26 protein-coding genes are annotated in these 26203 nt (G+C 72.8%); 13 read left to right on the top strand and 13 right to left on the bottom strand.

From position 1 onward, the window contains the following. Positions 1-148: 148 nt before the first annotated feature. Complete coding sequence (locus ACFWPQ_RS11535) at positions 149-844, bottom strand: GntR family transcriptional regulator (RefSeq protein ID WP_384032289.1); 696 nt, start codon at positions 842-844, stop codon at positions 149-151. Positions 845-1028: 184 nt separating this feature from the next. Between ACFWPQ_RS11535 and ACFWPQ_RS11530 the strand changes: the two genes are divergently transcribed. The 5 genes from ACFWPQ_RS11530 to ACFWPQ_RS11510 all read left to right on the top strand — a co-directional run bounded on the left by ACFWPQ_RS11530 (position 1029) and on the right by ACFWPQ_RS11510 (position 5655). Next, positions 1029-2348, top strand: coding sequence for an MFS transporter (locus ACFWPQ_RS11530; protein WP_384032287.1), 1320 nt, complete (start codon positions 1029-1031; stop codon positions 2346-2348). A 122-nt stretch (positions 2349-2470) separates the two neighbouring features. Further along, positions 2471-3265: a putative hydro-lyase gene (locus ACFWPQ_RS11525; protein ID WP_384032338.1), complete on the top strand. Its 795-nt coding sequence runs from the start codon at positions 2471-2473 to the stop codon at positions 3263-3265. A gap of 19 nt (positions 3266-3284) precedes the next feature. Beyond that, positions 3285-4043, top strand: coding sequence for a LamB/YcsF family protein (locus ACFWPQ_RS11520; protein ID WP_384032285.1), 759 nt, complete (start codon positions 3285-3287; stop codon positions 4041-4043). Positions 4044-4150: 107 nt separating this feature from the next. Beyond that, positions 4151-4789, top strand: coding sequence for a 5-oxoprolinase subunit PxpB (gene pxpB / locus ACFWPQ_RS11515; RefSeq protein WP_384032336.1), 639 nt, complete (start codon positions 4151-4153; stop codon positions 4787-4789). After that, the gene (locus ACFWPQ_RS11510; RefSeq protein ID WP_384032283.1) at positions 4786-5655 is read left to right on the top strand and encodes a biotin-dependent carboxyltransferase family protein; all 870 of its coding nucleotides are present in this window, start codon (positions 4786-4788) and stop codon (positions 5653-5655) included. The genes pxpB and ACFWPQ_RS11510 overlap by 4 nt, the downstream gene beginning before the upstream one ends. A 69-nt stretch (positions 5656-5724) precedes the next feature. Here ACFWPQ_RS11510 and ACFWPQ_RS11505 read toward each other — a convergent pair whose 3' ends face one another. The 3 genes from ACFWPQ_RS11505 to ACFWPQ_RS11495 are packed head-to-tail and all read right to left on the bottom strand — an operon-like array spanning position 5725 to position 8905. Next, complete coding sequence (locus tag ACFWPQ_RS11505; RefSeq protein ID WP_384032282.1) at positions 5725-6576, bottom strand: SGNH/GDSL hydrolase family protein; 852 nt, start codon at positions 6574-6576, stop codon at positions 5725-5727. Then, entirely contained in the window at positions 6573-7778 is a 1206-nt protein-coding gene (locus ACFWPQ_RS11500; RefSeq protein ID WP_384032280.1) for a glycosyltransferase, read from the bottom strand. The genes ACFWPQ_RS11505 and ACFWPQ_RS11500 overlap by 4 nt, the downstream gene beginning before the upstream one ends. Further along, complete coding sequence (locus tag ACFWPQ_RS11495) at positions 7775-8905, bottom strand: glycosyltransferase family 1 protein (protein WP_361299195.1); 1131 nt, start codon at positions 8903-8905, stop codon at positions 7775-7777. Before ACFWPQ_RS11495 ends, ACFWPQ_RS11500 begins: the two co-directional genes overlap by 4 nt. Here ACFWPQ_RS11495 and ACFWPQ_RS11490 point away from each other — a divergent pair. Continuing rightward, the gene (locus tag ACFWPQ_RS11490) at positions 8807-9052 is read left to right on the top strand and encodes a hypothetical protein (RefSeq protein WP_361299295.1); all 246 of its coding nucleotides are present in this window, start codon (positions 8807-8809) and stop codon (positions 9050-9052) included. The two genes, ACFWPQ_RS11495 and ACFWPQ_RS11490, sit on opposite strands and share 99 nt — an antisense overlap. A 90-nt stretch (positions 9053-9142) precedes the next feature. Here ACFWPQ_RS11490 and ACFWPQ_RS11485 read toward each other — a convergent pair whose 3' ends face one another. Together ACFWPQ_RS11485 and ACFWPQ_RS11480 are read right to left on the bottom strand one after the other, a co-directional pair. After that, complete coding sequence (locus tag ACFWPQ_RS11485; protein WP_384032277.1) at positions 9143-10561, bottom strand: HEAT repeat domain-containing protein; 1419 nt, start codon at positions 10559-10561, stop codon at positions 9143-9145. 301 nt (positions 10562-10862) lie between these two features. After that, positions 10863-11255, bottom strand: coding sequence for an ankyrin repeat domain-containing protein (locus tag ACFWPQ_RS11480; RefSeq protein WP_384032276.1), 393 nt, complete (start codon positions 11253-11255; stop codon positions 10863-10865). A 341-nt stretch (positions 11256-11596) separates the two neighbouring features. Between ACFWPQ_RS11480 and ACFWPQ_RS11475 the strand changes: the two genes are divergently transcribed. Further along, positions 11597-11791 (top strand): hypothetical protein, encoded by a 195-nt coding sequence (locus ACFWPQ_RS11475; RefSeq protein ID WP_046731976.1) that lies wholly within the window; start codon positions 11597-11599, stop codon positions 11789-11791. 37 nt (positions 11792-11828) lie between these two features. Continuing rightward, the gene (locus ACFWPQ_RS11470) at positions 11829-13388 is read left to right on the top strand and encodes a hypothetical protein (protein WP_384032274.1); all 1560 of its coding nucleotides are present in this window, start codon (positions 11829-11831) and stop codon (positions 13386-13388) included. Positions 13389-13563: 175 nt separating this feature from the next. Here ACFWPQ_RS11470 and ACFWPQ_RS11465 read toward each other — a convergent pair whose 3' ends face one another. After that, positions 13564-15066, bottom strand: a complete 1503-nt coding sequence (locus tag ACFWPQ_RS11465) for a PLP-dependent aminotransferase family protein (RefSeq protein ID WP_384032272.1) — start codon at positions 15064-15066, stop codon at positions 13564-13566. A gap of 101 nt (positions 15067-15167) precedes the next feature. Here ACFWPQ_RS11465 and ACFWPQ_RS11460 point away from each other — a divergent pair, with 101 nt between their 5' ends. The 4 genes from ACFWPQ_RS11460 (at position 15168) to ACFWPQ_RS11445 (ending at position 18637) form a co-directional block, all read left to right on the top strand. Beyond that, entirely contained in the window at positions 15168-15821 is a 654-nt protein-coding gene (locus ACFWPQ_RS11460) for a YitT family protein (RefSeq protein ID WP_384032270.1), read from the top strand. Beyond that, complete coding sequence (locus ACFWPQ_RS11455) at positions 15818-16585, top strand: glycerophosphodiester phosphodiesterase (RefSeq protein WP_384032268.1); 768 nt, start codon at positions 15818-15820, stop codon at positions 16583-16585. The genes ACFWPQ_RS11460 and ACFWPQ_RS11455 overlap by 4 nt, the downstream gene beginning before the upstream one ends. A gap of 41 nt (positions 16586-16626) precedes the next feature. Continuing rightward, positions 16627-17973, top strand: coding sequence for an MFS transporter (locus tag ACFWPQ_RS11450; RefSeq protein ID WP_384032267.1), 1347 nt, complete (start codon positions 16627-16629; stop codon positions 17971-17973). Between the two features lie 289 nt (positions 17974-18262). Then, positions 18263-18637: an RNA polymerase-binding protein RbpA gene (locus ACFWPQ_RS11445; protein WP_010046329.1), complete on the top strand. Its 375-nt coding sequence runs from the start codon at positions 18263-18265 to the stop codon at positions 18635-18637. Positions 18638-18737: 100 nt separating this feature from the next. Here the strand turns inward: ACFWPQ_RS11445 and fxsA are convergent, their stop codons facing one another. The 4 genes from fxsA to ACFWPQ_RS11425 form a co-directional block, all read right to left on the bottom strand. Then, positions 18738-19301, bottom strand: a complete 564-nt coding sequence (gene fxsA, locus ACFWPQ_RS11440) for an FxsA family membrane protein (RefSeq protein WP_384032266.1) — start codon at positions 19299-19301, stop codon at positions 18738-18740. A gap of 102 nt (positions 19302-19403) precedes the next feature. Then, positions 19404-20198: a polyprenol monophosphomannose synthase gene (locus ACFWPQ_RS11435; protein ID WP_384032264.1), complete on the bottom strand. Its 795-nt coding sequence runs from the start codon at positions 20196-20198 to the stop codon at positions 19404-19406. 639 nt (positions 20199-20837) lie between these two features. Continuing rightward, complete coding sequence (locus ACFWPQ_RS11430) at positions 20838-22445, bottom strand: amidohydrolase (RefSeq protein ID WP_384032262.1); 1608 nt, start codon at positions 22443-22445, stop codon at positions 20838-20840. A gap of 287 nt (positions 22446-22732) precedes the next feature. Continuing rightward, on the bottom strand, positions 22733-23173 hold the full coding sequence (locus ACFWPQ_RS11425; protein ID WP_066997022.1) for an Lrp/AsnC family transcriptional regulator: 441 nt from the start codon (positions 23171-23173) through the stop codon (positions 22733-22735). Between the two features lie 267 nt (positions 23174-23440). Here ACFWPQ_RS11425 and ACFWPQ_RS11420 point away from each other — a divergent pair, with 267 nt between their 5' ends. Beyond that, a complete protein-coding gene (locus tag ACFWPQ_RS11420) occupies positions 23441-23902 on the top strand; it encodes a hypothetical protein (protein ID WP_384032260.1) in 462 nt (153 codons plus the stop codon). Between the two features lies 1 nt (position 23903). On the opposite strand, the gene ACFWPQ_RS11415 is transcribed toward ACFWPQ_RS11420, so the two are convergent. Together ACFWPQ_RS11415 and ACFWPQ_RS11410 are read right to left on the bottom strand one after the other, a co-directional pair. Continuing rightward, positions 23904-25007: a phosphotransferase family protein gene (locus ACFWPQ_RS11415; protein ID WP_384032259.1), complete on the bottom strand. Its 1104-nt coding sequence runs from the start codon at positions 25005-25007 to the stop codon at positions 23904-23906. A gap of 14 nt (positions 25008-25021) precedes the next feature. Then, a complete protein-coding gene (locus ACFWPQ_RS11410) occupies positions 25022-26134 on the bottom strand; it encodes a hypothetical protein (RefSeq protein ID WP_384032257.1) in 1113 nt (370 codons plus the stop codon). Positions 26135-26203: the final 69 nt, after the last annotated feature.

Genomic DNA, 26203 nt, shown 5'->3' with positions numbered 1-26203 from the left:
GTCCTGGGTCTGACATCGACCCAAACGACGCGGGGGGGGCTCCGCCGGCGGGGCCGGGTACTGCAGGGCGGTTGTCAGAGTGCGGGCCGGTGGGCGTTGATCGCGCAGTTCCCCGCGCCCCTGAAGGGGCGCTGCAGAACGGGGCGCTTCACGGAGCGCTGTCCACCCGGCGGCGGTAGACCTCCACCACCCGGTCCAGGGAGTCCGTGAGGTAGGTCTCCAGCAGGCGCTCGGCGCCGCGCCGGTCGCCGCGTTCCAGCGACTCCAGGATCTCCCGGTTGCGGGCGAGGTACGGCTCGTGCAGGGCGTGGGGGTCGTCGACCACGTGGAAGGCGAGGCGGAGTTCCGCGAAGACGCTGCGCATCAGTTCGCCGGTGCGTTCGCTGCCGGCCAGGGCGACGAGTTCCCGGTGGAAGTGGATATTGGCCGTACCCACCGCTTTCCAGTCATCCGCGGCGGCCGCCGACTGCCCCTCGGTGACCGCCGCCGACAGGCTCTCCAGGGCGTACGGCGGCTCGCCGAGGCCGCGTACGACGGCGCACTCGACGAGGGCGCGGGTGCGGTAGATGTCCTCGACGTCCTCGACGGTCAGGACCCGGACGAAGACGCCCCGGTTGAGTTCGTGGACCAGCAGGCGTTCGTGGGTGAGCAGCCGGAACGCCTCGCGCAGGGTGTTGCGGGAGACGCCGAGCGCGCCGCCGATGCCGTCCTCGGACAGGCGGGTCCCTGGCGGGAAGTAACCGTCCGCGATGCGGCTCCTGAGGATGTCGGAGACCCGTTCGGCGGTGCTCGTCCGCCCGAGGAGGGCGCGGTCGTCGGCCAGTCCCGTCAGCTGCTCTGCCATGCCCGGAATTCAACCGCAGACACAGGAACGAAACAACGTGGGTATTGAAGGATCGTTGAACGATCCCCTACGGTGCTCATCACGCTCACCTTGTACGCCCCTTGGCAAGACCCTCGGCAAGACGCTCGGCACGGCCCCGCACCGCTCAGTCCCGCACCCTCCGTCCCTCTTCTGCGAGGTGCCCATGAGCACGACTCCTCCACCGCAGGCCCTGACCTCCGGCACGCATCCCGGCAGGGGTGAACGCACCGCCGAGGACGGCGCGTTCGGCTGGTTGCGCGCCCTCGGCCCGCGCGGCCGACGTGCGTTCGCCGGTGCTTTCGGCGGATATGCCCTGGATTCGTACGACTACTTCACCCTGCCGCTGAGCATGGTCGCGCTCGCGGCGTACTTCGGTCTGGACAGCGGCCAGACCGGCCTGTTCACCACCGTCACCCTGGTGGTCTCCGCGGTGGGCGGCGCCGCGGCGGGCGTGTTCGCGGACCGGGTCGGCCGGGTCCGCGCCCTGATGATCACGGTGGTCACCTACGCGGTCTTCACGGTGGCCTGCGGCTTCGCGCCCAACTACGAGACGCTGCTGGTGTTCCGCGCCCTCCAGGGCCTCGGTTTCGGCGGCGAGTGGGCGGTCGGCGCGATCCTGGTCGCCGAGTACGCGAGTGCCCGGCACCGCGGCCGCACGCTGGGCGCGATCCAGAGTTCCTGGGCCGTCGGCTGGGCTCTCGCCGCGATCGTGTACACGCTGGTCTTCTCGTTCGTCGGCGACGACCTGGCCTGGCGGGTGATGTTCTGGACCGGCGCGCTGCCCGCGCTCCTCGTGGTGTGGGTGCGGCGCCGGGTGCACGACGCCCCGCAGGCGGTCGCGGTGCGCGAACAGAGCCCGCGGCGCGGCTCGTTCGCCGCGATCTTCCGCCCGGGCACGGCCGACGCGCCCGGCCTGCTGCGGACCACGGTCTTCGCGGGCCTGCTGTCCACGGGCGTCCAGGGCGGCTACTACACGCTGGCCACCTGGATCCCGACGTACCTGAAGACCGAGCGCGGTCTGTCGGTGGTCGGCACCGGCGGCTATCTGACCTTCCTGATCTCGGGGGCGTTCCTCGGCTACCTCACCGGCGGCTACCTCACCGACCGGCTGGGCCGGCGCCGCAACATCTGGCTGTTCGCCGTGCTGTCGGCGGCCTGCGTGCTGGCGTACGCGAACATCCCGGGCGGCGCCAACACCCTGCTCCTGGTGCTCGGTTTCCCGCTCGGCTTCTGCATGTCGGCGATCTTCAGCGGCTTCGGTTCGTACCTGAGCGAGCTGTACCCGACGGCGGTGCGCGGCACCGGGCAGGGCTTCACGTACAACACGGGCCGCGCGGTGGGCGCGGTCTTCCCGACCCTGGTGGGCTTCCTGGCCGACAGCTGGGGCGTCGGCGGCGCGCTGGTCTTCGGCGCGGCCGGTTACGCGCTCGCGGCCCTGGCCCTGTTCGGACTGCCGGAGACGCGCGGGAAGGAACTGGCGTGAACCGTACGGAAGAGAACGTACTCACCCTGGCCACGGAAGACCTCCCGACCACGGAGGACCTCCCGACCGCGGAGGACCTCCCGGTCACCGCAGACCTCCCGGCCACGGCGGACCGCCCCGTCGTGCTCGTCGACGAGCACGCGCACGCGTGGCGCCCGAGAAGTGCCCGGGCCCGCTTCCGGGAGGGCCTCACGGGCCCCACGGCCGGGGTCGCGGCCGGTCACACGCAGGCCAACCTGATCTCGGTGCCCGCCGACTGGGCATACGACATGATGCTGTTCTGCCAGCGCAACCCGAAGCCCTGTCCGGTGCTCGACGTCACCGACGCCGGCGCGACCGGCACCGAACTCGCGGAGGGCGCGGACCTGCGTACCGATCTGCCGCGCTACCGGGTGTGGCGGGACGGGGAGCTGGTCGACGAGCCGACGGACGTGCGCGCGTACTGGCGCGACGACCTGGTGTCGTTCCTGCTCGGGTGCAGCTTCACGTTCGAGTGGGCGCTGGCCGGCGCCGGGGTGCCGATACGCCATGTCGAGCAGGGCCGGAACGTGCCCATGTACGTGACCAGCCGGCTCTGCCGTCCGGCGGGACGGCTGCGGGGACCGATGGTGGTGTCCATGCGCCCGGTGCCGCCGCAGCATCTGTCGGCCGCGATCCGGGAGAGCAGTCTGCTCCCGGCGGTGCACGGCGGCCCCGTGCACTGCGGCGATCCCTCGGCGCTCGGCATCGCCGACCTCGGCCGGCCCGACTTCGGCGACCCGGTGGACACCGAGCCGGACGACATCCCGGTGTTCTGGGCGTGCGGGGTGACCCCGCAGGCGGCGGTGGTGGCCTCCCGGCCGCCGTTCGCCATCACGCACGCACCGGGCCAGATGTTCATCACCGACGCCCGCGACGAGCAGTACCGCGTGGCCTGACAGGAGAGACAGCGCATCCATGACCTCGATCGACCTGAACGCCGACCTCGGCGAGGGCTTCGGCCGCTGGCGGCTCACCGACGACGAGCAGCTGCTGTCCGTCGTGACCAGCGCCAATGTGGCCTGCGGCTTCCATGCGGGGGACGCGGCCACCATGCGGCGGGTGTGCGAGCTGGCGGCCGGGCGCGGGGTGACGATCGGCGCCCAGGTGTCCTACCGGGACCTGGCGGGGTTCGGGCGGCGCGCGATGGACGTGCCGCCCGCCGAGCTGGCGGCCGAGGTGGCCTACCAGATCGGTGCCCTCGAGGTCTTCGCCCGTGCAGCCGGCGCGCGGGTGGCGTACGTGAAGCCGCACGGCGCGCTCTACAACCGGGTCGTGCACGACGAGGAGCAGGCCGCCGCGGTGGTCGACGGCGTGCTCCTCGCGGACGCCTCGCTGCCCGTCCTGGGGCTGCCGGGTTCCCGGGTACTGGCACTCGCGGAGCAGGCGGGGCTGCCGGCCGTCACCGAGGCGTTCGCGGACCGCGCGTACACCGACGAAGGGACGCTGGTCCCGCGCGGGCAGGAGGGCGCGGTGGTGAGCGACCCGGACGCGGTCGTGGAGCGTTCGGTGGAACTGGCGCGCTCCGGCGCGGTCACCTCGCACTCCGGCGCGCGCATCGCCGTGCGCGCCCGCTCGCTCTGTCTGCACGGCGACACCCCGGGCGCCGTGGAGCTGGCGCGCAGGGTGCGGGCGCGGCTCGCCGCGGCAGGCGTGACCGTGGCGGCCTTCGCATGAGGGCGAGCGGCACGAGGGGGAGCGACACGAGGGCGAGCGGCATGAGCGGGAGCGTGAACACGGGCGTGAACACGAACGTGAGCACGAGCCCGCAGTCGGCCTCGCCCATGACGGTCCACCTGGTCGGTGACGACGCCCTCCTGGTCGAGGTCGGCTCCGGCGCGGAGGCTCAGGCCCTGCACGACGAGTTGCTGCGCCGTCGCGCGGAGGGCTCGCTGACGGTCCGGGAGATCGTGCCCGCCGCCCGCACCGTCCTGCTCGACGGCCTCGACGACCAGGCCCGGCGGGCCGCCGAACTGACCCGCCGGGCCGCCGAACCGGCCGCCACCGCGGTCCCGCCCACTCCCCCACGCGCGCGTGCGGCCGTCGAGTTGCCCGTGCGCTACGACGGCCCGGACCTCGCCGAGGTCGCCGCCCACTGGCGGGTGCCCGAGCGGGAGGTGGCCCGCATCCACGCGGAGACCGAGTTCACGGTCGCCTTCTGCGGCTTCGCGCCCGGTTTCGGCTACCTCACCGGGCTCCCGGACCGCTACGACGTGCCGCGCCGGGCCACCCCGCGTACCGCGGTGCCCGCGGGCACGGTGGCGCTGGCCGGCCCTTACACGGGCGTGTACCCGCGGTCGTCGCCGGGCGGCTGGCAGCTCATCGGGACGACGGAGGCAGTGCTGTGGGACCACACGCGCGTACCGGCCGCTCTGCTGGCGCCGGGCACACGTGTGCGGTTCGTGCCGGTGGAGGAGGCATGACCGACCGCGCGCTCGTCGTCGTACGGGCCGGTGCGCTGACCACCGTGCAGGACCGGGGGCGACCCGGGTACGCGCATCTGGGGGTGCCCCGCTCCGGGGCACTGGACGTGCCCGCCGCGGCGCTCGTGAACCGGCTGGTCGGCAACGCGCCGGACGCGGCCGTTCTGGAGGCGACGCTCAACGGGTGCGCCGTGCGGCCGCGTTCGACCGTCGCGGTGGCGGTCGGCGGTGCGCCGTGCCCCGTCTCGGTGGGCGGGCGTCCGGCGGCCTGGGGCGCGCCCGTCGTGGTTCCGGCGGGGGAACTGCTGGAGGTGGGAGCGGCCCGGTCCGGCGTACGAAGCTATGTGGCCCTCTCCGGTGGGATCGCCGTGGAGCCGGTGCTGGGCAGCCGGGCCACGGATCTGTTCTCCGGGCTCGGTCCCGCTCCGCTGGCGGACGGCGATGTGCTGCCGCTGGGCACACCGGTGGGCCCGCAGGCACGCGTGGACGTCGTTCCGCAGCCGTCCCCGCCTGCGGAGCTCGTGCTGCGGGTGACGCTCGGCCCGCGGGACGGCTGGTTCACGCCCGCGGCCGTCCGGGCGTTCACCTCGCGCGCGTACCGCGTGTCGTCGGCGAGCAACCGTATCGGGCTGCGCACGGAAGGGCCCGCCCTGGAGCGGGCCCGTCCCGGTGAGATCCCCAGCGAGGGCATGGTCCTCGGCGCCGTGCAGGTCCCGCCGGACGGCCGTCCGGTGGTGTTCCTGGCCGACCATCCGACCACCGGCGGCTATCCGGTGATCGCGGTGGTCCGCGCCGCCGACCTCCCGGCGGCGGCCCAGGCGGTACCAGGCATCCCGGTCCGCTTCGTGGCCGTACGCCGTCGCTGAACCGCCGCTCGCCGCAGCCGAACCACCACAGCGACCTCGTCATGCCCCGCTACGCCCCGTAACGTCCCGTCACGCGGCATCGGCGGGCCGCTCCGGCGACTGGAGGGCGGCCAGCGCGGCGGAGACGGCGGCCGACGCGCTCAGGTCCAGGCGGGCGCTGGTGCCCCTGCGGCGGTGCCGCATCTCGTCGACGGCCAGCCGCAGCAGCTGGGGCAGCAGGTCGCGGCAGCGCCTGATCACCCAGGCGGTGCCGGCCGTGGCCAGCCAGAAGACACTCGCCTTCTTCGTCGGCGGCGGGAACTCGGGCTCGGGGGACGGCGCCGTCCCCGTCGCCATGCCCAGCGGGGCGAGCAGGGCGTGGAAGCGGACGGCGAGCTGCCGGTGCCCGCGCTCGCCCGGGTGCAGCCGGTCCGCGCTCCACATCTCGCGGTCGGTGAGCCAGGCGCCCTCCGCCGCGTGCAGATGGACGGCCCCGTACCGCTCGGACAGGGCGTGCACCACCATGTTGACCGCACGCCCCCGGCGGGCCAGCGGGCGGGCCAGGGCGCCCGGCAGCCCCCACATCGAACCGGGGTCGGGCAGACACGCCGTGAGCAGGGTCGCGCCCTGCGCGGTCAGGTCCGCGTAGACCTTGTCGAGCCGTTCGGCCACCGCGTGGATGTCGAAGGTGCAGCGCAGGGTGTCGTTGACGCCTATGACGACGGCGACGATGTCGGGACGCAGTTCCAGGGCGGCCGAGGTCTGGCGTTCCAGCACGTCCCGGGTCTGCGCCCCGCTGACCGCGAGGTTGGTGAACTCCACCTCCTTCGCGGCCAGTCCGCCGGCCAGCAGCGCGGCCCAGCCGCGCCACCCGTCGCCGGCGGGATCGCCCACGCCCTCGGTCAGCGAGTCCCCGAGCGCCACGAAACGAACCGCTCTCATGCCACGCCCTCCGGCACGACACGACGGACCGGTGCCGTCGTTCCGTTCTCGTCGCGACGGGACAGTACCGGCGCGTCGTGCGCGGCGAGGAACGCCTCCACGGCCGTCCCCCAGCCGAAGCACTCGGCACGCGCGCGTGCCGTTTCCCGGCGCTCGTCGCAGGGCCGCTCCAGGAGCATCTCCACCGCGTCGGCGAACGCCTCGCCGCGGTCCGCCGCGGTGGCGCCGGCGGACCCGATCACCTCGGGCAGCGCCGAGGAGGCGCTGGCGACCACGGGCGTCCCGCAGGCCATGGCCTCCAGGGCGGCCAGCCCGAACGTCTCCGCGGGCCCCGGCGCCAGGGCGACGTCGGCGGACGCCTGCAGCGCGCCCAGGCTGTCCCGGTCGGAGACATGCCCCAGGAAGGTCACCGGCAGCCTGCGCTCCCGCACCCGCTGCTCCAGACGCTCGCGCAGCGGCCCGTCTCCCGCCACCACCAGGATCACCCGGCGGCCGCGCCGTACCAGTGCCTCCACGGCGTCGATGGCGGTGCCGGGCCGCTTCTCCACGGAGAGCCGCGAGCACATGACGAGCAGTGCCTCGTCCTCGCGCGCGTACCGGGCCCGCAGGTCGGGGTCGCGCAACGAGGGGTGGCGGCCCGTCAGGTCGACGCCCAGGGGAGCGCGTACGACGTTGCGCGCGCCGATGCGGATGAACTCGCGCTCGGCGAACTCGGTGGTGCACACCACGCGCGCGTACGTGTGCGCCGTACGGATGTTGAGCGCGTCGGCGGTGCGCCGGGACATGTTCTCGGACATGCCCCAGGTGCGCAGGACGCCGTCGGCGGTCTCGTGGGAGACCATCACCGCGGGTATCCGGGCGCGCCGGGCCCAGCGGCCGGTCCAGCGCAGGGTGGTCCGGTCGGACACCTCCAGGCGGTCCGGGGCGAGGTGCTCCAGGAGGCTCTGCACCCGCTTCTTGTCGACGAGGACGCGGTAGCCGCCGGTGCCGGGCAGCAGCGGGCCGGGCAGCGTGATGACCCGGCCCTGCTCCTCGTACCGGTCCGAGTAGCGCTCGCCCGGCACGATCAGGACCGATTCGTGCCCGGCCGCCACGAAGCCCTTGCCGAGCTCGCGCAGGGCGGTGCGCAGACCGCCCGAGGCGGGGGCGACGAAGTTGGCCAGCCGGACGATGCGCAGGGGCCCCGGCGAGGTGCCGCTCATGCCGCCACCACCGGCCGGCGCGCAGCGAGCACGTCCTCGTAGTGGCCGATCAGCTGGTCGCCGACGGCGGCCCAGGTGCGGCCCTCGACCGTGGTCCGCGCGGCGTGGCCGAACGCGGCCCGCATCCCGGCGTCGGCGACGAGCGAGGCCACGGCCTCCCGTACGGCACCGGCGTCGCGCGGCGGGACCAGGAACCCGGTGCGGCCGTGGTCGACCAGGTCGATCGGGCCGCCGGCGGCGGGCGCGACGACCGGGACGCCGCTGGCCATGGCCTCCTGGACGGTCTGGCAGAACGTCTCGAAGGGGCCGGTGTGCGCGAAGACGTCGAACGAGGCGAAGATTCGCGCGAGGTCGTCGCCGGTGCGGCGGCCGAGGAAGACCGCGCCGGGCAGCGCCTCGGTGAGGTGGGCCTGAGCGGGCCCGTCGCCCACGATCACGACCTTCACGCCCTCCAGGCCGCAGACTCCGGCGAGGAGTTCGACCTGCTTCTCGGGGGCGAGGCGGCCGACGTAGCCGACGATGACCTCGCCGTTCGGGGCGATCTCGCGGCGCAGCGCCTCGTCGCGGAACTCGGGGCGGAAGCGGACGGTGTCCACGCCGCGCTGCCACAGCTGGATCCGGGGCACCCCGTGTGCCTCCAGGTCGCTGATCGAGGCGGTGGACGGGGCGAGGGTGCGGTCGGCGGCGCCGTGCACGGACCGGATCCGCCGCCAGGCGGCCGCCTCGCCGGCGCCCACGTAGGTCCGTGCGTATCCGGCCAGGTCGGTCTGGTAGACGGCGACGGCCGGGATGCCGAGCCGGGCGGCGGCGGCCATGCCGCGGACGCCGAGGATGAAGGGGCTGGCCAGGTGCACCACGTCGGGGCGGTGGTCGATCAACGCGGTGGCGAGCTTGCGGCTGGGGAGAGCCACGCGGACCTGGGGATAGCCCGGGAGCGGAAGGGAGGGGACATGGACGACAGGGCAGGGCGCGGCGGCCGCGGCGAGCCTGTTTCCGGGGGCGGGAGCCGGTGCGACGACGAGGGGAGCGTGACCGCGATCGACGAGGTGTCGGGCGGTCTGGAGCGCGCAGTGGGCCACGCCGTTCACATCGGGGGGAAAGGATTCGGTCACGATGACGACACGCATACCGGTGTTGTCGCCGCGCTGGACGTGGCCGCGTCAAAGTGGATCTTTCCGATTGTTAAACGTCCCATGAGCGTTGGCCTGCACACCCGAGCGGGCCAGCCGGCGTCCATACCCGGCTGCCCCGGCGGTCACCGGTTGTTCACCTGACGGGCAGTCGTCCGCGTATGGAACGTGTACGGGATCCCCCGTGGTTCCCGTGGTTTCGGAGGTGAAGCAGTTGTCCGTTGCAGTGATATGTCACATGGCAGCCGTGTCCGGTCCGATGCGGCTTCGTACGGCCGTCTGCACCTCCGCCTCCTCGGCGGGATCGGCGGCGAGCCGGCGGAGCTGTTCGACGACCCGGGCGTCACCGGTCTCGGCGTGCCGGGCGGCGAGTTCGCGGGTGGTCTCCTCGCAGTCCCACAGGCATTCGACGGCGAAGCCGGTGGCGAAGGAGGGATCGGTGGCGGCCAGGGCGCGGGCGGCGCGGCCGCGGAGGTGGGACGAGGCGGTCTCACGGTAGACGTGGCGCAGGACGGGCGCGGCGCAGACGATGCCTAGGCGTCCGGTCCCGTCGACGAGGGTCCACAGCGTCGGCGCGTCGGGGCCTTCCCCGCGTACGGCTTCCCGTAGCGCGGCGAGGACCAGTTCGCTGTCCTTGGTGCCGCCCCGGCAGGCCAGCATCCGGCCGGCCGCGGCGCCGAGGGGGTCGGGGCGGCGGGCCCAGCCCCGGGCGCGTTCGACGGCGGCGATACTGCGCATGCGTTCGAAGGCGTCGACGGCGGCCTCCACGACGGTCGCCGTGCCGTCGATGACCGCGGCCTCGACGAGGTTCAGCGCGTCGGGGTCGTTGCTGTCGGCGAGGTAGCGCAGGGCGGTGCAGCGGGCTCCGTCGGTGCCGTCCTTGGCGGCCTGGAGGATCTCCGGCCGGTCCTCGGGTCCGGCGACGGCGACCAGGCAGCGGGCGGCCGGCACATGGAGGGACGCGCCGCGCTCGACGCCCTGCTGGGCCCATTCGAAGACGGCCCGCACGCTCCACCCCGGACGGGGCCCGGTAGGTCGCATCTGTCGCTGCCAGCGGTCGAAACAGCCGGTTTCCTGCGCGGCACGCACCCGCGTGCCGATCGATTCGCGGGGATCCTCGGCCCACAGCCGCCAGGGCCGTGGCTCGAAGGCGTCCCGAACGGCGGCGGCCAGCTCGGCCTCGCCCTCGGCGTCCGTGGTGAAGCGCGCGAGCACCGGGGCGGCGAGGGCGCGCAGTCCCGCGTCGTCGTCGCGCAGCGCCAGCTCGTCCAGGGCCCAGGCCCAGTTGGAGCCGGTCGCGGCGTACCTGCGCAGCAGTTCGAGCGCGTCCCGCCTGCCGTAGGAGGCGAGGTGCCCGAGCACGGCCAGCGCGAGGCCGGTGCGGGACTCCTCGGTGTCGAGGACGTCCTCGGGGTCGAAGAGGTGCGCTTCGACGGCGTCCAGCTCGCCGTGCAGGTCGACGTAGAGCCGGGCGTAGTACAGGGAGCGGTTCTCCACCTGCCAGTCGTGGCGGGGATCGCGGAGCACACAGTGGTTCAGCGCCGCGAGCGCTTCGGCGCGCGGGGCGGTGAGCGCGTGCAGCGTGCCGTCGCCACGGCCCCGCTGAAGCAGGCCGAGCAGCGTACCGCTGGGCGCTATGACCGGATCGAACATGGGAAACAGCCTCACATCAAGCGTCGACGCAACCGGAGAACACGCACTACCTGGCCGCGTGACACAACGTCGGAGCGCCCGCCGTCTCTTGCTTGCTGTAGACCATTTCTCTCTGCCTCTCGTCAGTGGCCCATGCGGGCCGCATCACGGCCCGCGCGGTGCGGCAACACCTGCCCAGCCATCGCGTCCGTGAATCACGACGTCATGATGACTCGGCACTTCGACCTGCCGCGACCGAAATTTCGGCGGCCCTGTACCGCCTCCCCCGTTTTGTGTGTTTTAGCTGGTCGGAACAGATGGGTCAGGAGGTACCGAACAGTTCCAGAACCTCCGTCTTGCCGAACATCCGAGCGGTGTCGACGGCCGACGGAGTGCCCGCCGCCGGATCCGCGCCGGCATCCACCAGCACCTTGACCACTTCCGTCTCGCCCTTGAAGACCGCCCCGGCGAGGGGGGTCTGACCTCGGTCGTTGACCCGGTCCGCCTCGGCGCCCCGGGCGAGCAGCTCGCGCACCGCGTCGGCGTGCCCGTGATAGGCGGCGAGCATCACGAGGGAGTCCCCGCGGTCGTTGGTGAGGTTGGCCGGAACGCCCGCGTCGAGGTACGCCACGAGCGCTTCGGTCCGCCCCTGCCGGGCCAGATCGAAGATCTTGGTCGCCAGCTCCACGACCTCGGGGCCGGGGGCTTCGCTCATCGGCCGGACCGCCTCTCCTGTGTGCTGCGGGGACTTTCCCGGACCTGAGGGAGCGTACGGCAACGGACGGGCCGTGGGGCCGTACGAGTGAATCGCCAGCGTACTGGCCCAGGGTGAACATGACCGGATCTGCCCGAGGTAAAGATCACCCCAGTCCCCCCGAACGATCACATTCCCGCACCGGAAGGCGACCAACCCGGTCAGCCCAGGTCAGGAATGATCCACCAATTGGGTGAAATTCTGAGAATTTCACCCAATTGCACCTTTAATCGTATGGATACCTGCTGTGATCCTGGAAGAACTCATGGTGACTGTCCCCCTTCGACACCAGGAGACCTCAAATGATCCTCTCCATCTCAGGCGTCATCGTGCTCGGCATCATCGTCTTCCTCTTCTTCCGCAAGGACGGCCTGAAGCCGTCGCACGCCACGGTCTCGGCGCTCTTCGGCTTCTACCTCGCGAGTACGGCGATCGCGCCGAGCATCAAGGCAGGCGGCGAGAGCCTGGCGAGCCTGCTCGGCGGAATCAAGTTCTGACGACCCTCCCGCCCGTACGCACCGTGAGGAGACAGCAGTGGCCCGGCGCCCTCTCCCCCGCATTCTGAGCAACGGCGGCGCGCAGCTCGCCCGGAGCCGGGAGCTGGCCCGGACGGCCGCCGACAGCGCCACCGACGTACTCCATCCGCTCATCACCGTCTCGCGCGGGCTGCGCCGGCTTGCCTCGGCCGGACGGCGCAGGTGGGCGGAGACACCGAAGGACAAACGTGGGCCATTCCTGTTCCTGGTGGCCTCGGTCGTCCTGGTCGTGGCGCTGGTGCCGTACGGACCCCTGCTCGCCGTCATCACCCTGATGGCGGCGAGCGCCTGGCACGGCCGTGACCACGCCCCGCCCCCGCCGGAGGGCCCCGACGAGTCGCAGACCCAGCGGCTCCAGTCCCTGTACGAGGCCCTGGTGCCGTACTTCTCGGCCGCCGAGGACCCGGCGCCGCTGTACGCACACGGCGGGGAGTGGGAGAAGGCCTTCCTCGCCCACGAGTTCGACGACGCGGGCCGCCTCGGCCAGCTCCTGCTGCGCTACCCCGCGTACTTCCCGGACGGCGAGCCCGAGCTTCGCGCGCGGATCGAGAACCTGCTCACCGCGAAGTCCGGGCGGGGCCGCGAATACCACTTCGCGTGGGACGAGGAGGGCAACCGGCTCACGATGACCGTCCTCGCCCCGCTGCCCACCGACATCGCCGCCCAGCGGTTCGTCACCGCGCCGGGCGAGACGGTCCTCGGGTTCACCGATCCCAGCGAGGTCCAGCGCACGCTCCCGCTCGCGTACGGCGACGAGCAGCGTGACGTACCGCCGGTCGTGTGGCGCACCGGCGCCCGCTCCACCGAGCCGCACCTGCTGGTCATGGGCCGCCCCGGCAGCGGCACCTCGACCCTGCTGCGCTCCATCGCCCTGCAGGCGCTCCAGTACGGCGACGTCCTCGTCGTCGAGGGCGGCGGCACCGGCGAGTACCTGTGCCTCAACGGCCGGGACGGGGTCCTCGCCGTGGAGTGCGGGCTCGCCGGGGCGCTGGCCAGCCTGGAGTGGGCCGCGAACGAGACGGAACGGCGGCTGATCGCGTTCAACCGCGCGCGCCAGGCGGGGCATCCGCCGCCGGACGACTGCCGGCGGCCCCTGTGGATCCTCCTCGACCGCCCGAGCGCCTTCGTCCATCTGGCCTCGGCGGACGGCCACCAGGACCCGCAGGCCCTCCTGCAGGTCCCCCTCCGGCACGGCCGCGCGGCGAACGTCACCGTGGTGGTCGCCGAACAGCTCGACAGCGCGGACGTGTTGAGCGAGGCGGTACACCAGCACACGCGCGCGCGTGTGGTGCTGGGACCGGCGCTGCCGGACGAACTGGCGGCGGCACTGGGGGCGCCGCCGCACACGACTCCGTTGGCCCAGGTGCCGCCGGGGCGGGGGTATGCGCGGCTGGGGCACGGGCCGGTGCTGCGGCTCCAGGTGCCGGCGACGCCGGATCCGTACGACGACGCGACGAGCGAGGTGGACCGGGAGGCGGTGCTTGCCTTGTTGCCGCCGAGGAGCGCGGCGGTGGAGCAGCCGAGGGTGCCGATGGAAGCCGCGGTCGCTGAGGGCTGAGGTGGGGGTGGGAACGCTCACCGCGCTTGCCAGGTGCCGCCCGCGCCCACCCGTGCCGCCCCAGCGGCACGACTGCCACAGCTATGCAGGACGCGGCTGGGCAGCGCCCCGTAAGGGGCGCGGGGAACTGCGCGACCAGCCCCCACCGGCCCGCAGCCAAAGCACCACCCCGCCGCTACGCCACAAACGACCGCGGCGCCTCCGCGCCGCCCCCGCTCACCCCGGCCTCCACCAACCGCGCCGCCGCGGCCAGTCGCGTCGCCGCCTCGTCCGCCACCGCTCCTCCCACGGTGAACGGAAGGCGCACATAGCCCTCGAAGGCCCCGTCGACCCCGAACCGCGGACCGGACGGGACGCGTACCCCCACCCGCTCCCCCGCCTCCGCCAGCCGCGAGCCCGACAGGCCCCCGGCCCGGACCCACAGGGTCAGCCCGCCCTTCGGCACCTCGAACTCCCACTCCGGGAGCTCCCGCCGTACCGCCGTCACCAGCGCCTCGCGGTTCTCGCGGGCCTGGACCCGGCGCAGGTCGACGGCCTGGGCCCAGCCGCCCGTGCTGAACAGCCAGTTCACCGCCAGCTGCTCCAGCACCGGCGTGCCCAGGTCGGCGTAGGCCCGCGCGGCGACCAGGCTGCGGATCACGTCGGGAGCCGCCCGGACCCAGCCGATGCGCATGCCCGCCCAGAACGCCTTGCTGGCGGAGCCCACGGTGATGACGGTGGAGCCCGCCGGGTCGAAGCCGCACACCGGGCGGGGCATCTCCACGTCGTCGTCCAGCCACAGCTCGCTCATCGTCTCGTCGGCGACCAGCACCGTGCCCGCCGAGCGGGCCGCGTCCACCAGCCGGCGCCGCTGGTCGTCGTCGGCGAGCGCCCCGGTGGGGTTGTGGAAGTCGGCGACCACGTAGGCGATGCGAGGGGCCGCGTCCCGCAGGACCTGGCGCCAGCGGTCCAGGTCCCAGCCGTCCAGCCCCTCGGCCATCGCCACCGGCACCAGACGGGCGCCCGCCTCCCGCATCAGCTGCAGGATGTTGGCGTACGACGGCGACTCGACGGCGATGCGCTCGCCACGGCCGCCGAAGAGGTGGCAGATCGCGTCGATCGCGCCCATCGCCCCGGTCGTGACCATGATCTGCTCGGGCATGGTGGGGATCCCGCGCGCCGTGTACCGCTCGGCGATCATCGAGCGGAGGACGGGGAGTCCGGCCGGGTAGTCGCCGTGGGTGTGGGCGTACGGCGGGAGTTCCTCCAGAGCGCCCTGGACCGCGCGGGTCAGCCACGGCTCCGGGGCCGGCAGGGCGGCGCAGCCCAGGTCGATCACCGAGCCGAGCGCCTCGGGGGGCAGGGGTTCCAGGCCACGGGCCGGCAGCGGGTTGCCCGCCGGGACGGCGGTCCAGCTGCCCGCGCCCCGGCGGGACTCCAGGAAGCCCTCCGCGCGCAGTGCCTCGTAGGCGGCCGCCACCGTCGTACGGCTGACGGACAGGGCGAGGGCCAGTTCGCGTTCGGCGGGCAGCCGGGCGGCGACCGGGACGCGGCCCTCCAGGACCAGCAGCCGGATGCCGTCGGCGAGCGCGCGGTAGGCGGGCGGACGCCGGGTGCCGGGGCCGGCCGGGCGGTCCTGCTGCGAGTTGAGCAGCCGGGCGAGCTGTGCGGCCCCCACCGCCGAGGTCCACTGCGCCATGTGAATCAGTCCACCTTCCCCGAATTGGCCATGGATGGCTTTCCCTGCCAAGCCACAGAGTGACATGAGCCAGTCCACCTTTACCACCAGGGGGGTCTCCCTTGTCCACGCAAGGCCGTCTCGGGCGACGGTTGGTCCAGCTGTATGCGGGGCTCACGCTGTACGGCGTGAGTTCCGCGCTTCTCGTCGAGGCGGGCCTCGGCCTCGAGCCCTGGGGTGTACTGCACCAAGGGCTCGCCGGGCACACCGGGATCAGCATCGGCACGGTGTCGATCATCGTGGGGGCGGCCGTGCTGCTCCTGTGGATCCCGCTGCGCCAGCGGCCGGGCCTCGGCACGGTCTCCAACGTCTTCGTCATCGGCCTCGCCATGAACGCCGCGCTCGCCGTCGTCCCCGAGGTGCACGCGTTCGCGGCGCGGATTCCGCTGATGGCGGCCGGCATCGTGCTCAACGGGGCGGCGACCGGTCTGTACATCGCGGCGAGCTTCGGGCCGGGCCCCCGGGACGGTCTGATGACGGGGCTGCACCGGCGCAGCGGCCGTTCGATCCGGCTCATCCGTACGGCGATCGAGGTCGCGGTGGTCGTCTCCGGGTTCGCGCTCGGCGGGACCGTCGGCGTCGGCACCCTGCTCTACGCCGTGTCCATCGGCCCGCTCGCACAGCTCTTCCTGAAGGTGTTCGCCGTCCCGGCGGCATCCGGCCGCAGCACCGTCGTTGCCACGAGGTCACCCGGGCGCGCCATACTGCGCAGGTGAGCACGTTGATACGCCACCCGTACCTGGACCACCCCGGCCCCATCCCCTTCGCCCATCGAGGCGGAGCCGCGGACGGCCTGGAGAACACCGTGGCGCAGTTCCGGCGTGCGGTCGACCTCGGCTACCGGTACATCGAGACCGATGTGCACGCCACGGCGGACGGCAGGCTCGTCGCCTTCCACGACGACACCCTGGACCGGGTCACCGACGGCGCCGGCCGGATCTCCGACCTGCCGTGGGAGGCCGTACGGCAGGCGCGCGTGGCCGGCCGTGAGCCGCTCCCCCTCTTCGAGGAGCTGCTCGAGGAGTTCCCGGACGTCCGCTGGAACGTGGACGCCAAGGCGGAGCCGGCCCTGCGGCCGCTCCTCGACCTGATCGAGAAGACGGACTCCTACGACCGGGTGTGCGTCGGGTCGTTCTCGGAGGCGCGGGTGCTGCGGGCGCAGCGGCTGGCCGGGCCGCGGCTCGCCACCTCGTTCGGCACCCGCGGTGTGGTCGGGCTGCGGCTGCGCTCCTGGGGACTGCCCGCGGCGGTGCGGCGGTCGGCGGTCGCGGCGCAGGTGCCCGAGTCCCAGTCGGGGGTCCCGGTGGTGGACCGGCGCTTCGTGCGCGCCGCCCACGCGCGCGGGCTGCACGTGCACGTCTGGACCATCAACGAACCCGATCGGATGCACCGGCTCCTGGACCTGGGAGTCGATGGCATCATGACCGATCACATCGACACGTTGCGTGAGGTCATGCAGAAGCGCGGCGTCTGGTTCTGAGGCGCGCGGGCGGTACTGCGGCGGGAAAGGCGAGGGCACGGGTGGGCACCGAAACCGTGCGGGCGGGGGCCTCGGACGAGGTCACCGAGCTGCGGCGCGAACAGCGCGGCTGGTACTTCTACGACTGGGCGTGCTCGGTCTACTCGACGAGCGTCCTGACCGTCTTCCTCGGCCCGTACCTCACCTCGGTCGCCGACCACGCGGCGGACGCCGACGGCTATGTGCATCCGCTAGGGATCCCGGTCCGGGCGGGCTCCTTCTTCGCCTACTCGGTCTCCCTGTCGGTGATCCTCGCGGTCGTGGTCATGCCCCTGGTGGGCAGCGCCGCCGACCGTACCGGCCGCAAGAAGCAGCTGCTCGGCGTGGCCGCGTACACCGGGGCCGTGGCGACGACGGGCATGTTCTTCCTGGACGGCGACCGCTATCTGCTCGGCGGGCTGCTGCTGATCGTCGCGAACGCGGCCCAGTCCGTCGCCCTGATGCTCTACAACTCCTACCTCCCCCAGATCGCCCCTCCCGAGGAACGCGACACCATCTCCTCCCGGGGCTGGGCCTTCGGTTACGCGTCCGGCTCGCTGGTGCTGATCGTCAACCTGGTCCTCTACTCCGCGCACGACTCCTTCGGCCTCTCCGAGACGGCGGCCGTCCGCATCTGCCTGGCCGGGGCGGGCCTGTGGTGGGGCGCCTTCACCCTCGTACCGCTGCGGCGGCTGCGCGACCGGGGCGGCCGGGAGGCCGGGGCGACGGCGCCGGGGCTGCGCCAGCTGGCGGCGACCGCCCGGGACATGCGCCGCCATCCGCTGACGCTCTCCTTCCTGCTGGCGTACCTCATCTACAACGACGGCATCCAGACCGTGATCTCCCAGGCGTCCGTGTACGGCTCCGAGGAACTCGGGCTCGGCCAGTCGACGCTCATCGGCGCGGTCCTGCTGGTTCAGGTGCTGGCCGTGGCGGGCGCCCTGACGATGGGGCGGCTGGCCAGGACGTACGGGGCGAAGCGCACGATCCTCGGATCGCTGGTGGCCTGGACGGTGACACTGGCCGCCGGGTACTTCCTGCCGGCGAAGGCACCGGTGTGGTTCTTCGTCCTCGCCGGCGGCATCGGTCTCGTCCTCGGCGGCAGCCAGGCCCTGTCCCGCTCGCTGTTCTCCCATCTCGTACCGCCCGGAAAAGAAGCCGAGTACTTCGCGGCGTACGAGATGAGCGATCGGGGGATGAGCTGGCTGGGACCGTTGTTGTTCGGGATCACCTACCAGCTGACCGGAAGCTACCGCTCGGCGATCATCTCGCTGGTGGCCTTCTTCGTCATCGGGTTCGCGCTGCTCGCGCGGGTGCCGGTACGACAGGCGATCGGCGAGGCCGGCAACCCGGTTCCGCAGAAGGTCTAGAAGATCCAGCGGGAAGATCCACCGGAAGATTTAGCGTTCAACGCGGAAGGGCGGTAGTGTACGCGTTTGGCCTGCCAGGCGTACCGTTACTGCGCGTCAAAGATGCCGAAACGGTGGGTGACATCTGTTAGCAGATGTGACAAACCGGGCGCTGGTGGGTACAACAAGGGGCGGCTACGACGGCGACGCATGACCCGGAACGGGAATCTTTACCGCCGACCGGACGTTGACCGGATGACGACGACAGCGACACCTGTCCTGTGGGCGACAAGCCCGGGAGGCACGATTCATGAGTGAGCGAGCTCTTCGCGGTACGCGCCTCGTGGTGACCAGCTACGAGACGGACCGCGGTATCGACCTGGCCCCGCGCCAGGCCGTGGAGTACGCATGCGAGAAGGGGCACCGCTTCGAGATGCCCTTCTCGGTCGAGGCGGAGATCCCGCCGGAGTGGGAGTGCAAGGTCTGCGGGGCCCAGGCACTCCTCGTGGACGGCGACGGCCCTGAAGAGAAGAAGGCCAAGCCCGCGCGTACCCACTGGGACATGCTGATGGAGCGGCGCACCCGTGAGGAACTCGAAGAGGTCCTTGAGGAGCGTCTGGCGGTTCTGCGTTCCGGGGCGATGAACATCGCGATTCATCCCAGGGACAGCCGCAAGTCCGCATAGTTCCGCATAGTTCCGTGTAACGGAAGCCGACACAACAACCGAGGGCGCCGTACGTTCTGTGAACGTACGGCGCCCTCGGTCGTGGCGTGCGCGGGGATCGTCAGCGCGTCAGCGGCGGCCGCTCCCCCGTCGGCTCGTCCCCCGCCTCGGGGCCGTCGGTCCGGATCACCTCGCCCTGGACCACCTTTCCGTCCGGGCGGTGCATGCGGGCCTGCTGGAAGGCGTTGCCCAGGGTGCCGGGAGCGGCGGCGCGGAGCCTGCGGTCGAGGGTGCGTTCGGCGAGGCGGGAGACCGCCTTCTGGACCGGGGGCAGCAGGAGCAGCAGGCCGAGGGCGTCGGAGACCAGGCCGGGGATCATGAGGAGCAGGCCGCCCAGCATCATCAGGCCGTTGCCACCGCCGCGCTCCGGGGAGCCGCCGCGCTGGATCGCCTCGTTGAGGCTCTGGAAGGCGCGCCGGCCGGCGCGCTTGATGACCACGGCCCCGGCGACGAAGCCCGCCACCAGCAGCAGGAAGACGGTCATGCCGCCTGCCGCGCCCGCGACCACCGTCAGCAGCCAGATCTCCAGCACCAGCCACACCGCGAGACCCAGCGGCAGGTATCTGCTGAGCCGGGAGCGCCGGGGCCGGGTCGTGTACGGAGGGGTCTGCGCGCCAGTCGTCATGCTCCCAGTGTGCCTGGGCCCGGCTCAGTGCGGCATAAGGGGATGATCAACCGCAACTGTGAGGTTCGCCGGAGTCCGCCGGGAGGGCTCGCCCCGCCGGCCTCAGGAGGACTTGCCCTTGCCGGTCATCTTGCCCACCCGCTCGGTGACGCCCCACGAGGTGACCCGCCACAGCGCCTCGACGAGGATGTCGCGGCTCATCTTGGAGTCGCCGAACTCCCGCTCGACGAAGGTGATGGGCACCTCGACGACCTGGTAGCCGGCCTTGACCGCGCGGCGGGCCAGGTCGACCTGGAAGCAGTAGCCCTGCGAGGCGACCTCGTCCAGCCCCAGGCCCTCCAGGGTCTCGCGGCGGAAGGCGCGGTAGCCGCCGGTGATGTCCCGGAGCGGGAGATCGAGCGCGAGGCGGGAGTACAGGGAACCGCCCCGGGAGATGAACTCACGGGACTTGGGCCAGTTGACGACCCGGCCGCCGGGCACCCAGCGGGAGCCGAGCACCAGGTCGGCGCCCTTCAGCGCGGTCAGCAGGCGGGGCAGCTCCTCCGGCTGGTGGGAGCCGTCGGCGTCCATCTCGACGAGCACGCCGTAGCCGTTGTCCATGCCCCAGTGGAAGCCCGCGAGGTAGGCGGCGCCGAGGCCTTCCTTGCCCTTGCGGTGCAGCACCTGGACGTGGTCGTCCTCCGCGGCCAGTTCGTCGGCGAGCTTGCCCGTGCCGTCGGGGCTGTTGTCGTCGGCCACCAGCACGTGCGCCTCGGGCACGGCCTGGCGCACCCGGCCGACGATGGACTTGATGTTCTCCGCCTCGTTGTACGTCGGAATGATCACCAAGGCCGTGCCGAGCGGGCCGAACCGCCTCCCCTGGGCCTGTGCCGCGAGGGTCCCGTCGCCGTCGTTCACTGCTGCCCCTTCATGTCGTACGCAGGGGACCACCATAGTGGCCGCGGCCTGCGCTGACGCGACGGCTCGTTCGTATGGTGGTGTCGATTCCGCAAGAACGGGGTAAGGATGCCCGTTTCGGGCGGCCGTCATCCACGCTTTCGCCACCGTGTTCCCCCGCCGGGCCACTTGTTCCCCTGCGGGGCCACTGCGGGGCCACTCTCCTCCCCTACGGATGGGGGCCCGGCGCCCTTCGGGCCGACCTGGGACCCGCTGGCTGCGGGTCGACCGAAAGCCGTTGTCTACTGAGCGTCCGGGCCCCACCCGGGTCACACCTCCCGACCGGCCGGAACGTTCCCTCGTCGGCGCGGGCGCTGAGCCTGGCTCCCAGTGACGGTGCCCCGGTGCGGCACACCGTCCCTGACCCAGCGGCGCTGCGACGAGTGCGCGAACTGCTCCCCGGTCGGGCGTCCGGTGGTGGACTCCGCCGAACCTACCGGCCCGCTGCCGCTGGCTGTCAACAGCCGTTTGACCTGCACAGACTCCCTCAAAGCCCTGGTCAGCGCGGAGGATGCGCAGGTCGCGCGACGGGGCGGCGGCCGTCGATCACGGCCGCGCCACCCCGGGAGATCACTCGCCCGGCCGTACGAATGCGGCGGGTCACTCGCCCGGTCGTACGAACACGGTCCGGCCGCCCACCACGGTGCGCAGACAGACCGGCAGTTCGCGGCCGGGGGTCAGGTCGGGCAGGCCGGGGGTGCCGGAGCGCGGGTCGGTGGACCAGCGGGCGACCCGGTCGTCCGGCGCCTGCACCACCAGTTCGTCGGTACGCCAGACCGCGTAGTCCGCGGGCGCGCCGGGCACCAGGACGCCCGCGTCGTCCCGGCCGATCGCGCGCCAGCCGCCGCGGGTGTGCGCGGTGAACGCGGCGCGTACCGAGACCCGGTGCTCGGGCGTGTGGTGGAAGGCGGCGGCCCGGACGGTGCCCCAGGGATCCAGCGGGGTGACGGGGCTGTCGGAGCCGAAGGCGAGCGGGACCCCGGCCTTGAGGAGGGCGGCGAACGGGTTGAGGGTGCGGGCCCGCTCAACACCCAGCCGCTGGGCGTACATGCCGTCCGCGCCGCCCCACAGCGCGTCGAAGGCGGGCTGCACGGAGGCGATCAGACCGAACTCGGCGAAGGCGGCGACGTGCTCGGGCGTGAGCATCTCGGCGTGCTCGACCCGGTGCCGGGCGGCGCGGACCCGGGCCGGCCCGACCTTCTCGGCGGCGGCGCGCACACCCTCCACGACGGCGGTGACGGCGGCGTCGCCGATGGCGTGGAAGCCGGCCTGCAGCCCCGCCTCGGTGCAGGTGACGACATGGGCGGCGACGGCGGCCGCGTCCAGATAGGCGGATCCGGTGGTGTGACCGGCGTCGGCGTACGGCTCGTGCAGGCAGGCGGTGTGCGAGCCGAGGGCCCCGTCCACGAACAGGTCGCCGGCGGCGCCGAGCGCGCCGAGTTCCCGCGCCTTCTCGACATCCGCCTCCGCCCAGTAGCCGACGACCCGCGGGCCGGACAGCTCGGCGGCCAGCCGCAGCAGCCCGGTGAAGTCGTCCTCGGAGGAGATCTTCGGCCCGCCGCACTCGTGCACGGTGCCGATACCGAGGGAGGCCGCGTGCGCGAGGGCGGTGCGCTGGGCCTCGGCCCGCTGGGCGGGCGTCACGGCCGCGAACGCGGCGGCGCGTACGGCGTGGTGGGCGTCGCCGGTGAGCGGGGCGTCCTCGCGGGGCTCCGCGCCCGGGACCAGATCGAGCAGGGCCGTGGTGACGACCGCCGAGTGGACGTCGATGCGGGAGAGGTAGAGCGGGCGTCCGCCGGTGGCCGCGTCCAGCTCGGCACGGGACGGCGGGCGGCCGTCGGCCCACCGGGAGGCGTCCCAGCCGTGCCCGAGCAGGACCCTGTCGTCCGGGCGGGCGGCGGCGAACTCCCTGACCAGCGCCAGTGCCGCGGCGGGCGAGCTCGCGCCGGACAGGTCGAGGCCGGTCAGGGCGAGCCCGGTGGACGTGGTGTGGACATGGGCGTCCGTGAAGGCGGGGGTGACCAGCGCCCCGTCCAGGTCGACCACCTCGTCGACCCCGTCCGCGAAGGCGTCGGCGGCCCCCTCGGACCCGACCCAGGCGACCTGCCCCCGCTCCACGACCATCGCGGTCGCGAACGGATCGGCGGGACTGTGAACCTCGCCGCGGCGAAGGAGAACGGTCTTGGACTCGGGGGCACGCTCACTCATGGAGACCAGTCTCACCCCTCGCACCGATCACTTTGAACGAGGGGCTCCCCGAACGCGCCCCCATTCATATGCGGCTCCGCCGCGTGGGCGCGATACTCGGCTGCACTCGGAGCATGTCCCAAGGCACCCGGAGCTGTCGGCCGTGCCCACCCGTTCCGCCCTGCGGAACGCCTGCCCACGGCGGTGGCGGTGGCGGTGGCGGCGACCGTAGCGGCGGCGGGGCGGCCGTCGCGGCGGGGCCGGTGGGCCGGTGGGCCGGTGGTGGCAGCTGTAGCGGAGCGGCTCGGTCAGATCTTCGGGGGACGCGCCTCGTACGGCGTCGACAGCACCACCGTCGTCCGCGTCGACACCCCCGCCAGGCTCCGCAGCCGTGCCAGGAGTTCCTCCAGTTCGTGCGGGGTCGCCACGCGCACCTTGAGGATGTAGTTCTCGTCGCCCGCCACGCTGTGGCACGCCTCGATCTCCGGGACGCCGGCCAGCCGGTCCGCGATGTCGTCGGGGGCGCTGGGATCGAACGGTTTCACCGAGATGAACGCCGTCATGGGCAACCCCACGGCCTCCGGGTCGACGACCGCGGCATAGCCGCGGATGACGCCACGCTGCTCCAGCCGGCGCACCCGCTGGTGCACGGCCGACGTGGACAGACCCGTGGCCTTGCCCAGGTCCGTGTAGCTCATCCGCCCGTCCTTGACGAGCAGCTGCACGATTTGACGGTCCAGCTCCTCCATGGCGCAAAAACTACAGTGCGCCTGATCTCCTGGGATACCTCAGCGGCGCAGGTCATGGCCGGTTCGTGATGTGACGGACGGCAGGCTGTGAGCCATCTGAGGGACAAATCCACCGCACCGGGCACCTGCGTTCGGCATGTGACGAACGCCACAGCCCCTGAACGGGCTCCGTGATGCTCTCGTGATTACGGCCGAGATCGGACGGGAAGTGCTTGCTGTGGTCGAGGCCGCAGCGCCGTATCGGCCCAGCCCGAGGGGGAGTTACCCATGCAGAGTCTTAAGCGCCCTGGTCGTCCCGTGTCCAAGCGCCCGCAGTTGGTGGTCGAGCCCGAGCCGGAGGGCGTCGAACCCGACCTCTACGAGGCCGATGAACTGGACGCGTACGACACCTTCGAGATGTTCCGGGTGATCTGCCCGGACTGCACGCAGTCCATCGCACTGCTGGCGGACGAGGAGTTCCTGCCGGAGCACGCGCTGTGCGCCTCGCCGTGGAACCCGTTCGGTCTCACGGTCTGTGCCGGTACGGGCCGCGCGGCGGACGACGCGCCGTCGGCGGACGAGTCGGTCGAGCCGCAGGAGCAGGACACCGCCGTCCTGCTCACCCTCCCGCAGAGTCTGAACTGGCGGACGCAGCCCTTCTCGCACGTCGGCGGGCCGAGCTCGCGCCCGATGCGCGTGCCGGCGATGCGCCACGGCGGTGGCCTGGCCGTCAGCCGTCAGGCCGCCTGAGTCAGCGCACCGCGTCCCAGTACCTGCCCTGCACCATGGCCAGCAGGCTGCCGTGGTGCAGGATCAGCGTGTCCGGGTCCGCCGGGACGGCGACCTCTCCGAAGTACACCTGCCGGTAGGCGACGCGCAGCATGACGATCGCGTGCCGCAGGGCGGCGTACAGGGTGTAGAAGTCCATGTCCTGCGGGGTGCGGCCGGTGAGGCGGGCGTAGCGGGCCTCGACGTGGTCACGGCGCAGGAAGCCGGGCAGCCCCGGCTGTCCGGAGGCGGTCGTGAGGTCCTGGAAGAAGCGGTGCAGGTAGACGGTCCAGCCGAGGTCCACCTCGCGCGGGGCCGGTGCAGCCATCTCCCAGTCGAGGACGGCGACGGGGTCGAAGCCGTCGTAGAGGACGTTCCCGATCCGGGCGTCGCCCCAGCTCAGTACCGGTGTGCCGGGTTCGCTCGGCCACAGGTCCGCGAGCCGGTCGAAGGCGGCCTCGATCAGGGGCGAGCGGGCGAGTCCGGCCACCACCCAGTCGTAGTAGCGCCGTTGGGACTCGACATGCCGGTGCAGGGCGTCGCCGTCCCCGGGGAGGGCGAGGAACTCCGCCTCGGCCAGCGGGACTTGGTCGTGCAGTCGGGCCAACAGGCCGACGGAGGCGGCTTCGAGGTGCTCCCGTTCGGCGTCGGTCGCCGCGTGCAGCCAGTTCCCCTCGTAGGTGTAGGGCATGACGTCGGGCGGGACGCGCCCCTCGACCCGCTCCATCACGAAGAAGGGCGCGCCGAGCGGTCCGGGGTCCTCCTCCAGCCACAGGACGCGGGGCACGGGCACGTCCGTGCGGTCGGCGACCAGTCGCATCGTGCGGTACTGCCGGGTGAGGTCGTAGGACGGGAAGACCGTGTACGCCGACGGGTCCGCCGCCAACCTCAACGCGCAGGCGCGCAGCGGCGGTTCGGGGTGCTCGATCTCGAAGAGCAGGGTCTCGCTGGACATGCCGTTGGAGGCGGGAACCGTGACGCCGACGGCCTTGGCGCCCGGGAGCCGGGTGTCCAGCCAGGCGGTCAGCCGGCGCGTGAGGTCCTCCGGGTCGCGGGTCGTGGTGCGTGGGCGCGGTTTCGCCGTCATCCCGGCCTCCTCCTTCAGGGCGCCACCGAGTCGAAGCCGGTGAAGCCGCTCGGGTCGTGCCTGCCGAACGAGCCGTGCTCGAAGATGCCGTGGCCGGTCCGTCCGTCGAGGCGGAAGCGGGCCGCGTGGTCGGTGACGCCGTAGGCCGCGCGGGGGTGCGGCACGGTCAGGTCGTAGGTACGGCGGTCCGTCCAGGCGCGGCCCTGCCAGGTGCCGTGCTGCCAGTCATCGGCCGGCGGGTAGCCGGCGCCGACCGCGAGCGGCGAGGAGGCGAGGATCTCCACCTCCAGTTCCCGGGGTTTGCGCGGGTCGCCGAGGTGGACGACGGCGCGCTCCGGGTGGCGGGTGCCGGAGCGGTAGGTGATCTCGGTCCGCGGCCAGCCGAGTTGGCGGTCGCGCCGGTCCGGGCGGACCAGGGTGGCGTCGTTCAGGGTGCGGTAGCCGTCGGCGTCCTCCTGGGTGATGACCATCAGGAAGCGGTCCCCGAAGCGAACCGGGCACCAGATCCAGTGGAAGCCCTCGGTCGGGTGCTCCGCGGCGAGCCGCCCGCCCTCCTCCCCGGGGATCGGGCGGACGCCCCAGCTGCGGTCCCGGGTGCCGGTCCAGCCGGCCGGGTCGACGCGGTACTCCTCGCCGCCGGCCCTGACCACCCCGGACACTCCCCCGGCCTGGACGAACCTGCGGCCCTCCAACGTCAGCCGGTCGCCCCGGCGTTGCAGGTGGTGCGGCTCCCACAGGGCCGGGAAGTCGGCGGTCCACGTGAGGTCGTAGGTGAGGGAGTCGCCCTGGACGGAGTCGTCGCAGCGGAGCCGGAAGCGCCGGAGCGGCTCCTCGACCTCGATGCTCAGCGGGCCGACCGCGAGCCGCATCCGGTCGTCGCCGAGGGCGTCCGAGGCGCGGACCGCGTGCAGGGTGTCCCCGGCGCGCAGGGTGGCGTAGGCGTCGATCACCCCGACGTTCGGGTAGACGCCGAGGCCCAGGATGAGCAGGGCGCGGCCGTCGTGGTCGAGGACGTGGAAGATGCAGCGGTCGTAGGCATTCCGGTCCCCGGTGGCGACGTGCTTCATGGAGAGCGGGACCTGGTGGACGGGGTACTCGTCGAGCGGTACGGGACGGTCGTCGGCCATGGCGGGCCTCCCCGGAGGCTGGAGACGGTCCGGCTGACGGTACGTCAGAAAACAGGGGGCGGCCAGATC

It is taken from the genome of Streptomyces sp. NPDC058464, from assembly GCF_042721035.1.
In the GTDB taxonomy this organism is placed as follows: Bacteria; Actinomycetota; Actinomycetes; order Streptomycetales; family Streptomycetaceae; genus Streptomyces.
The sequence above is the reverse complement of the archived record's forward strand: the minus strand, read 5'-3'. Positions and strand labels throughout refer to the sequence as shown.